This is a genomic window from Marinilabilia sp. (assembly GCF_016278715.1).
Lineage (GTDB): Bacteria > Bacteroidota > Bacteroidia > Bacteroidales > Marinilabiliaceae > Marinilabilia.
In genome coordinates this window covers 1-10,320 of the sequence record NZ_JADQBH010000035.1, presented here as the reverse complement: position 1 = coordinate 10,320, position 10,320 = coordinate 1, and the positions used below count along the sequence as shown (strand labels likewise).

Here is a 10,320-nt window from a genome sequence, read left to right as displayed (position 1 = left end):
CCTGGTTATACAGGCTCCGAATCTCTCATCAAAGAAATTCAGGACCATGTGAAACAAACGACAGCTCCATACAAGTATCCGCGCATTGTTGAATTTGTAAATGAGTTGCCTAAAACTATAAGTGGAAAAATACGCAGGGTAGAAATAAGAGGAGACGAGCACAAGTAGTTTTTGTTTTTAAAGAGATTTCTTCACATAAAATTATTTTGGTATCAAATGGGATTTGAAGTGGATAACACCCCGCTTCACATCCCATTTCTATTTGTGTAAAAGTTCACAGTAAATAAACGGGGAAGCCAATAATTCGAAGCTAAAACAACCAGAGAATAGAGCATTGAATAATGCAATCCAGGTAAAAAGCAAAATAATAATTAGCAATCTTATCTCATTTTTGGAATTTTCACACTTAAATTTCAAAAACATTATTAATTTTATTCCTGAAACCGAACAAAGGGTATTTTGAAATAAGTTGACCGTTTAAATCTCAGTTATTTTGCTCTTTAGCAATATTTAAAAACGACAGGTCGCAAAAATTTTTTAGTTGTAAAAGTTCTTAAGAACCGACTTAAATCATCAGCCTGTTTCGACAAAGTCCCTTAATCCAAAGCTTACAAAATGAAACCAACCCATTTTTTTGCAGCCCTGCTTCTGTTTTGCTCAACAGCAACACCTGCCCAAACCAATGTGTCTCCAAAAGAAATTTCCGCGGGAACTCATCAATGCACGCATGACAGCGGAAATGATGAATGGTTTTCCTATAGTCCCGACGCTCCTACATGGGTCATTTTGACCTCTGTCGACAAAACTGAAGCAGATACTTACGTTGAAGTGTACTACGAAGGTTATAAAGACCCATTTCTTAGAAGTGACGACTATAAAAATGCCCAGTCAAGAATAAGATTTGTAGCTGAACCCGATTCCACCTATATTATCAAATGGAGAGGATTGTATGCAGAAACTGGTTACAAATGGGATTGCATTGAGGAGAATTTAAGCCCCGGAGAGCACCACTCTACGGCCATTGAAGTAACCAATGAAAAAATGGAATTCCAGATATTCCCTGGTTACGATGTGTGGTACAAATACGTAAGTGATGGAAATCAATGGGTTGAAATGGAGAGTTCCTCCTACGATTATGAGGTCTATCAAACCCGGGTAGATGAGAGTCACCTCATTCAGTCCAGATATGCCCCTTTTAGAAGCGCTTTTTCCTTTTCACCTCAAAAAGGGGAGGTTTACTATTTTCATTGGCTTAATACCGATAACTCCTTCGTCGATTTATCCTGGAAGTTGATAAATAAAACTCCCCAAGACGGAAAAACCTGGGATAATACTGATTTACTTCCCATTGAGCAGGTTACCAGATTTAATCCCCAAACAGGAATTGACCATTGGTATCGTTTTATAGCGGATTCAGCAGGAGTCTTAAAAATAAATCTTATGGACGACAGTGATATCATTCTGGAAGCCTGGGAAAAGGAAACCGGAACAGATGTTCATGTTTATTTTGAAGAACCTAACTGGGAGAATGAATATTTTCACTTCAACTATAAAAAAGATATTGAATACATAATCCGGTTTCGTCACCAAACCGAGTTTTATTTCAACACCCAAACCGAGAAAACCAACATCGGGAAAGACAGGCTAAACCCCAAAGAGATTCAGGAAGGTGTTCATTTCGCCACAACGCAATACAACACAGGTGAATGGTTCCGTTACACTCCTGACGCCACCGTCGATGTACAGATAACTACTCAATATGATGCTTTTGCTGAAACCACCATTCATCTTTTCGACGAAAAGTCCGGCATCCTACTGGCCTCGGATACCACCGAAAACTCAAAGGGAAAAGAAGGAACCATATTTTTTAAGGCAGAAGAGTCGGTTCCCTATCTCATTTACATTGGAAACTCAGGACACAGTTCCATTGAAGGGATTTATTGGGACCTGAAGAAAAATCCACAGTTCTGCTCTGCTCCCCAGTTTATTTCCCCGGAAACTTCTAAAACCTTATTGGGCAATACCGATTATTGGTTTGAATACACCTCCCGCGAACGTTCCCTGGTTAGTGTAAAGGCAACCGGTCTGGAAACAGAGAAACAATACGTGGACATTGAATTTTATCTTTCCTGCGACTCTATGATTGTGGCTGAAGAAGATTACGCGAAGATTTATCTGAATGCCGGTGAAAAGATATTGATTAAAACCAAAGGGCATCACATTGAAAACCTTTACGATGTTTCAATTAAGGAAACAGCGCAACCAATTGGAGCTAAAGAATTCCCTCTGGAAATTACTGCCGGAAACCATCAAATCCAGACCAACACAGACCATTGGTTTATCTATCATCCGAAAAGTACCGGCAAAATAGTGATTGATATGCCCAATGACTTGTCTCCCATGCCGGAGCTGGAAATTTACAGACCCCATAACAATTCAAAATTTGTAACCACACGTAGCCAGGACTTTGGGAAAGCTGCGACCCGGTGCAAACCCGGTGAACCTCTTTACATTCACTGGTTCAACAACCAATCAGATGTTTCATTCGAATGGACACTCACCGAAAAAGAACCCGTTCCCGGGGACGTAATTCATAATGCATTGGAAGCAGTGCAAGGCATCAATGAAATGGCTAAGACCAATCGCATGCCTACATATTATTATTACGTTCCACAAAGCCTCGGAAACATAAAAATAAGCACTTGCGACCTGACCGATGAAGATACTTTTATTGCAGTTTATGACAGCATCAACCAAACTTCCACTACAATATTTAATGGTGATGCCTGTGAACTTCAATCAGAAATTGAGTTTGCCTGTAATCCTGAAGACACCATATTTTTTGTTTGGTACGAAGATTATTCAAACAATCCATATTCCTTTTCTTTTACCGAGACTCCATCTCTTGAAGGGTCTGAACGCAGAAATGCACAGCAGGCAACGGAAGGGCTGAACCAGGTTACTTTTGCTGAAACAAACATACAGTTTTTAAAATATACGGCTAGCATTGAGGGCCGTATCATCCTGTCAAATTGCGGTACAGAAACTTCATTCTCCCCTGACATCCAAGTATTTGAAAACGAAAGCCGTTGGGACGAGGATACAACCAGCCAAATTTGTGGCGAAAACCAAAAATCAATACAATTCGACATTCAACCTGATAATACTTATTATATAAAATTCATTTCCGACACCACAGGAACAGACATCAACATGGAATGGAACCTGGAGGAAGCCCTTTTTGAAGAAGGAACTCACTGCACCAATCCAACCACTATTGATGAAGGTTTGCATACCTCAAATTCCAACAAAGCCCTTTGGTTCAGATACACAGCAAAAAACAATGCAGAAATCACCCTTTCCCGTTGCAACATCGAAGATAATATTGACCTTTATCTTCAACCCAGGATCTATTTTAATTGTACTCAGGAATTAAAACTGATTGAAAGAACATGGTGTGGTGATAACAAAAAACACACTTTTCAGGCAATTAAAGATTCCACCTATTTTATAACCTGGGGTTATATTTCAGACGATCAGATTCAGTGGGAGTTATCAGAATCCACTTATGCACCCAATGGCTACTGCCAAGATGCAAAAGAAGTGAAAATGGGTATGAACCTAGCGGAACACTCCGGCAACGGTGACATTTGGTACCGGTTTACACCTTTGCACGATGGTAATATTACCCTCAACTCCGCCGGGTTAACAGACCAGGATACAGAAGTGGAACTTCATTCTGGTTGCTCCAATGGGCTTAGTTTCACAGAAATTTTCAGTAACGATAGATATAATGGTGAAGAGCAAGCGCGTCTATCGGAAGAATGTGTTGCAAATGAGACTTACTATATTCGCTGGCGGGGAGACAAAATAACCGCCCCCTACGAGTGGGAATTTATTTATGTGGCCAAAGGTGACGTTAAAGAAGACCCGCTGGAAGCCAGCCTGGGAGAGAATGTTAGAACTGTCACCGACAGCACCAGCCAGTTTTTTGCCTACCAGGATTATTCTGAAAGTCAGTTTCTGGAAATTACAATTCCCCATGAAGAAGGAAAAATCAGGAAATTGAATGTTTTTCACGAATATGAAAGTTCAAAAGAAGGAATAAGTTTTAATGAGGATTCCACAGAGGCAGAGATTCAACACCCTTATTATGGTGGAAACTTCGTCATTGAGTGTATTAATGAACCGGGTGATAGTTTTACCTGGACCATCGAAAACCGATTTATAGATACCCTGGCAGTCAACACCCAATTGCTGGGACATACTGATTTTATCAATGATTGGTTTGTGTTGTCGGGAGAAGAAAAAGCCTTTTACACCATAGAATCCGATAAGCCTCAAAAAGCTTATGCCGACCTTGAACTTTTTTCTCGTTATCCATCCTCTGAAAGAAAAATGAGTCCCATGGTATCAGACCTGGAAATACCGGTATATCAATTATCAGAAAAACCAGAACATTACATAAAATGGGCCATGCCCGAAAAAGGGAAAACAGATTATTGGTGGAGTTTGGCCCAATTTTATTTATCAGGGAGTGGGGAATGTATAAATGCCCAACCAGCCAAGCCGGGAGATATTCACTCCAACTTCGTCGATTACAACCTGATGTATAAAATGCGACTGGACAAATCAGGTCGATACATTATCAGTGCAAAATCAGGAGATTTGCAACGGTTAAAAATTGAAAGTCTGAGGTTATACAGAGGTAACTGTAACACCCTGGTTTGGATGGGGGCAATCGATTTTACCGATGCAATGCCTGGTGAGACCCTCATGACTTCTATCACATTGGATTCCATCGCCAAAAATACCAGTTACTATTTGGAATGGGATTTCGGAAGGTATGGAAATCAGATAAAAAAATTTAGCTGGAACCTCAAACTTGATGCGGAGTATGATGTAGGGCTACAAAACCCTGAACAAGAATATTTCTTTATCAGCAAAAACCCCAACAACGGGCGTTTTCAAATCACCTGTCCGGAATTGAGCGAAGAGACCATTCTGGAAGTATATAACATCAGTGGAAACAGGGTTTACTCAGCAAGGTTGCAAGCTCATGCAAACAAACATACGGTGGATATTTCCGGGAACCCGTCGGGGATTTACCTGGTCTCACTAAGGAATTCTGTTCACTCCTATACACAAAAAATTCTGATTCAAAAAAGAATAAAATAGACCGCCTCTGTCCAAAATAAATATTTTTGAGCTGCTGCAAGTTTTATTTGAAGCCCACCTTGGCAGGTGGGTCTTAAAATCAAGGTTATTTTATACATAACACAACACTCGTGCACAGCAAGTGATATAAGTTTAGACGATTTCGATAATTATTGTTTCGCGTTGCTCCCAATAACGGGCAGTAACGCCTCCCTCCTCTTTTTTTTAACCCAAGAGAATCTGACCTTAGCAAACAACAGTGATTGGGAGGCCGGAAACAGTTCTTTTTCTATCTCAATTCTATCATTTCCCCAATTTTATTGTTTATTTTGTCAATTATTCTGATAAAACCCGACAATATCGAAACCTAAAAGAGAGTAAAAGAGTACATAGAAAAAACCACCTTTTATCCCTTTTTCTTCCTCATAATCGCACTACCTTTTCTAATCCCCGTTAAATAATATTATAAAGAACATACGCTGGACAACTTAAACTACCATAAAGGAAAGCGAACAATGGGTACATGGAAGCTTCATTGGGCTCTGACAATAATCTTGTTGAGTTATGTGGGATTAACCGGGGGACAAATAAAGATCAGCTCCCTACCCTCTAAAGTACACCCAAGTCTGGTAAGGGATATCCACCGCGACCATGAGGGCTATCTTTGGATTGCCAATAACAGTGTGGGGCTCATGAAACATGACAGCCATACCATCACCCGATATTTGCATAGCAAATCAGACAGTTCATCCATGAGCAATGACGGCATCACTTCCATTGAGGAAGACTCATTAAACAACCTCTGGATAGGAACCATTTCCGGACTAAATCTTTATCAACGGAAAACAGACAATTTCAAAAGATATTTAAACAATACAAACGACACGACCACACTTTCCAACAACTACATCAACGAGTTGTATATTGACAATAATGGTGCTCTCTGGATATTAACCACCTGGGGCCTCAATAAGTATCTGCCTGAAAATGACAACTTTCAAAATTTCCACATTCAACAAAAACATCATTCCAATAATTTTACCGGTATGGATCAGGATAAAGATGGCCGATATTGGGTCGTTACTACATCCAACGGTATTTATCAGTTCATTCCCGAGAAGAATAAATTCATTCATTTCCCCGATGAACAAATAGAAAAGGGCAGTTTTTACAGCAAAAAAATCCTTATTGATTCCAAAAACAACTTTTGGATTGGTAACTGGGGAACAGGATTGTCAAAATTCGACACGAAATCACAAGCCTTCAGATACTGGCCGGTCAATGAAAATGGAACAGGCACCAATAAGAGATTGATTATGGACATTCTGGAATGGAAGGACAATCAACTGCTCCTTGCTGTTGACCAGGGAGGTATTAATATACTAAACCCTGCCACCGAACAAATAAGATACATCAAAACAAACGATCCACAACATGGAACCCTTACTTCAAACGGAGTTTATTGTTTTCATTATGACCGCGAAGATATATTATGGATAGGAACATCCAGAGGAGGGATAAACTATTATAACCCAAAAGAAAATTTTTTCAATACCTATACCAATAAAGGGGTAAACATCAATCTTAGAAGCGGGGAATTCAATTTCCCAATCTTCAACATCATTCCTAATTTCTTTGAAGATGCTGAAGGCCAAATATGGATTGGTACAGATGGTGGGGGTTTGGCCAGGTTTAATCGAAGAACCGAGAAATTTCATTTCTTTCTCCACGATTCTAACGATCCAAACTCCATATCATCAAATGTGGTACGCGGTATTACTGAAGACGCTGAGGCCAACATCTATATGGCTACCTGGGATGGGGGCATCAATAAGTTCAATAAAGAAACCGGAACGTTTGCGATTGAAAATTTTGAACGGCTAAACGATGGTGGTTTTCACGGAGAAAACCTTTGGAAAATAATCCACGATTCACAAAATCGCTTCTGGATAACCAATCCGGTTGGCCAGGTTGACCTCTATGATGAAGATAAAAATATTATGGGCCAGTATTTCATGGAACCCAATCCTGAAACCTTTCACATGCCCGTAATTTTCGAAGATTCTCAGAAAAGAATTTATCTTAACAAAGTAAAGGGCGTATTTGAATTTCGCGAAAATGGTAAATTTTTCGAAAAAATAATTTCTCTTCCGGAAGTTACCTTTATCAACGTAAATGATCCGGAATATTTATGGATTGGAACCCAGAAAGAAGGTCTTTTTCTTTGTACAAGAGATGGAAAAATTATTAATAATCTCACAACACGGGAAGGCCTTGCCGATAATTATATTTCTGCCATAGTACTGGACTCCCTCCTTAATCCTTGGATTTCAACGCACAACGGACTAAGTTATTACAACACCAAAGACAAGACATTCTCTAATTATTCAATGGATGATGGGCTCCCCGGAAATCACTTTCTGAATCAGAGCTACCTGAAAACAAAAGATGGAGAAATATTCTTTGGCGGGGTAAAAGGTTTTATTTCGTTTTATCCCAATAGAATTCCTCAAAACAAAACATTGCCGGAGGTTTACATAACAAGATTCTACATTAACAATCAAGAAGTTGACTTTCACAATGATAACGCACCCATCGACAAACCGGTGAAGTATGTTAAAAGAATTAACCTGAAACACAACCAGCGAATTCTTGCTTTTGATTTTCAGGCAATTAATTTTACTTTCTCGCACAAAGGTAAATACCGTTATATGCTTGATGGCTACGAAACTGAATGGCATGAGACAACCACCCAGAATGCAACAGCGAACTACACCAACCTCGACCCGGGCGATTACACTTTTAAAGTAAAGGGAGCCAACAGTGACGGTTTATGGAATCACGTCCCCACACAAATTCGTATCATTATCAGTCCTCCATTTTACAAAACCAGGGCATTTATAATCCTGATGGCTCTTGCCGCAATTTTCACAGTACTTTTGATTATTCGCTGGCGAAACAAAAAATTATTGATAGAGACTGCAAGGCTTCAACAAAAAGTAAAAGAAAGAACCCGTGTAATTGAAAAACAATCTGAAGAACTGACGGAGAAAAATAAAGTTCTGGAAGACCAGAAGGAAGAATTACTGATTCAACACGATGAATTGGTCAAACATGAAAAACATCTGGGTAAACTTGTTGAAGAAAGAACCCGGGACCTCAAACTGGCTAAAGAAAAGGCTGAAAAATCAGACAAACTAAAATCCTACTTTCTTGCCAATATGTCGCACGAAATCCGCACTCCCATGAATGCTATTGTTGGGTTTGCCACCCTCCTGGGCGATGAAACGATGGATGAATGGCAAAAATCGGAATTCATAAAACTTATCCAGATTAATGCTGACGGTCTTCTCTATCTAATGGAAGACATCCTGGATTTTTCCATGATTGAAGCCGATCAGATGAAAATACATCGGAAAAAATTTGAACTGAATATTTTATTGGACAACATATTTTCTTCCTTTTTATTACAGAATAACAACCTTGAAATTGAACTCAGAAAAGTAAATGAATTAAAGAACCAAAACATTGTTATTTTATCGGATGAATTTCGGATCAGACAAATTGTCTTCAATTTACTTAGCAATGCCACCAAGTTTACAGATAAGGGAGCGGTGGAACTTAAAGCCACTGCAGTAAATGATGAACTTATAATTTCTGTTTCAGACACTGGGCCAGGCATTCCTGTGGCCGAACAAAAAAATATATTCAGCCAATTTTTCCGGCTCGAAAACGACCAATATATGGCCAAACGTGGCATTGGATTGGGACTGGCCATTTCCAACAGACTTGCTCAACTCCTCCAAGCACGTCTTACACTCGAATCAGAAGTAGGCAAAGGTTCTGTATTCTCTTTATCTCTTCCAGGAAGTACAATAACAAAAAATGCAACGGTTAAAGGGCAAATGCCTTTGTATGCCTTAAAAACCGACTGGAAAGGGAAGAAATTAATAATTATCGAGGATGAGAACTCCAATTTCCGCTATCTCAAAGAAGTATTAAAACCAACCAACATCAATATTGTTTGGGCAAGTGATGGAATGGAAGCTCTCGAATATTTCAGAAAAGGAAATCACTTTGATGTGGCCTTACTGGATATTAAAATGCCAAAAATGGACGGATTTGAGACTTTTGAGAGAATAAAAGACCTTGTTCCCAACCAAATAATTATTGCCCAAACAGCCTATGCCAGAATTGAGGATGAAATAAAAATCCGAAAACATGGTTTTGAGGATTATATCTCCAAACCCATCAATCCTAATCATTTAATCTCTGTTATTTCGAAGTTTCTTTAATCAGGAAGTTTCCTACCGCATAAACTTTTCGCGCTGCTGAAGATTCAGCATGCCCCAGAGAACTGCAACTGCTGAAGCAACCAGCAGAAAAGTACGATTGCGCACCACTGCCAAATCCCAGACCACCATACTAGTGTCGGATGGCATATCAAAAGGATTGAAAAATACACTCCAGGTCATGACGGACAACTCATTAGAAAGTATCTCCAGAAACCAGGCAACAATGGCCAGAATAATTACCACAACGGCTGCCCCATGCCCGTTGCGAATAATTGTTGAGAAGAAAAAGCCCACCGTTCCGAAGAAAGTCACCGGCACCATCAACTGGATGGATAATGCCAGAATGTTATGACGTAAAAGAATAAAATTATCCAGAAACGAAAGCATCAGAATAACGGCCCATACCATCAGTAAAATAATGAGCATCCTTACCATCCATACCTTAAATCGATAGTTGGGAATACTGAAAAGAATCTCCAGAATCCGAACATCTTCATCGTTCTGAATTCCATACACCGTTGGAAAAAAAATGAGCAACAATGCCGGAAACAACAACTGATAATAGAGAGCAGCAATGTCGGGAATGGACGATGAAAACAAACTGATGCCCGTTATCAGCAGGAAGAAAATGAAACTTCCGCCAAGAAAGTAAACAAACTTATTCCCGAAAATTACTTTTATGTTGAAACGGATAAGTTCCGGAATGATAATAATTAATGCTCGGTTTTGTTTTTCCATTTCTTTGTTTTTTTGTTGTTGTCCGGTCAGGAAGAAGAGATTATTCCACTTCGTTTGTAAGGATTTATTTTGGTACCAAACATCATTAGTGTCCAAAATATTTCACAAAAGGGATTTCATCCCTTAAACC

General features: G+C 39.4%; 4 protein-coding genes. 3 read left to right on the top strand and 1 reads right to left on the bottom strand.

The window, feature by feature from the left end:
• Positions 1–27 precede the first annotated feature (27 nt).
• The 3 genes from QZZ43_RS02630 to QZZ43_RS02620 all read left to right on the top strand — a co-directional run bounded on the left by QZZ43_RS02630 (position 28) and on the right by QZZ43_RS02620 (position 9,452).
• Positions 28–168, top strand: a complete 141-nt coding sequence (locus QZZ43_RS02630) for a hypothetical protein (RefSeq protein WP_291855979.1) — start codon at positions 28–30, stop codon at positions 166–168.
• A 447-nt stretch (positions 169–615) separates the two neighbouring features.
• The gene (locus tag QZZ43_RS02625) at positions 616–5,178 is read left to right on the top strand and encodes a T9SS type A sorting domain-containing protein (RefSeq protein ID WP_291855977.1); all 4,563 of its coding nucleotides are present in this window, start codon (positions 616–618) and stop codon (positions 5,176–5,178) included.
• A 494-nt stretch (positions 5,179–5,672) separates the two neighbouring features.
• Positions 5,673–9,452, top strand: a complete 3,780-nt coding sequence (locus tag QZZ43_RS02620) for a hybrid sensor histidine kinase/response regulator (RefSeq protein WP_291855975.1) — start codon at positions 5,673–5,675, stop codon at positions 9,450–9,452.
• A 12-nt stretch (positions 9,453–9,464) separates the two neighbouring features.
• Here the strand turns inward: QZZ43_RS02620 and QZZ43_RS02615 are convergent, their stop codons facing one another.
• Complete coding sequence (locus tag QZZ43_RS02615; protein WP_291855973.1) at positions 9,465–10,190, bottom strand: hypothetical protein; 726 nt, start codon at positions 10,188–10,190, stop codon at positions 9,465–9,467.
• Positions 10,191–10,320 lie beyond the last annotated feature (130 nt).

Bases quoted from the DNA above. Each gene is read 5' to 3' on its own strand.
- QZZ43_RS02625 (WP_291855977.1), top strand. From the start codon at position 616: ATGAAACCAACCCATTTTTTTGCAGCCCTGCTTCTGTTTTGCTCAACA.
- QZZ43_RS02620 (WP_291855975.1), top strand. From the start codon at position 5,673: ATGGGTACATGGAAGCTTCATTGGGCTCTGACAATAATCTTGTTGAGT.
- QZZ43_RS02615 (WP_291855973.1), bottom strand. From the start codon at position 10,190: ATGGAAAAACAAAACCGAGCATTAATTATTATCATTCCGGAACTTATC.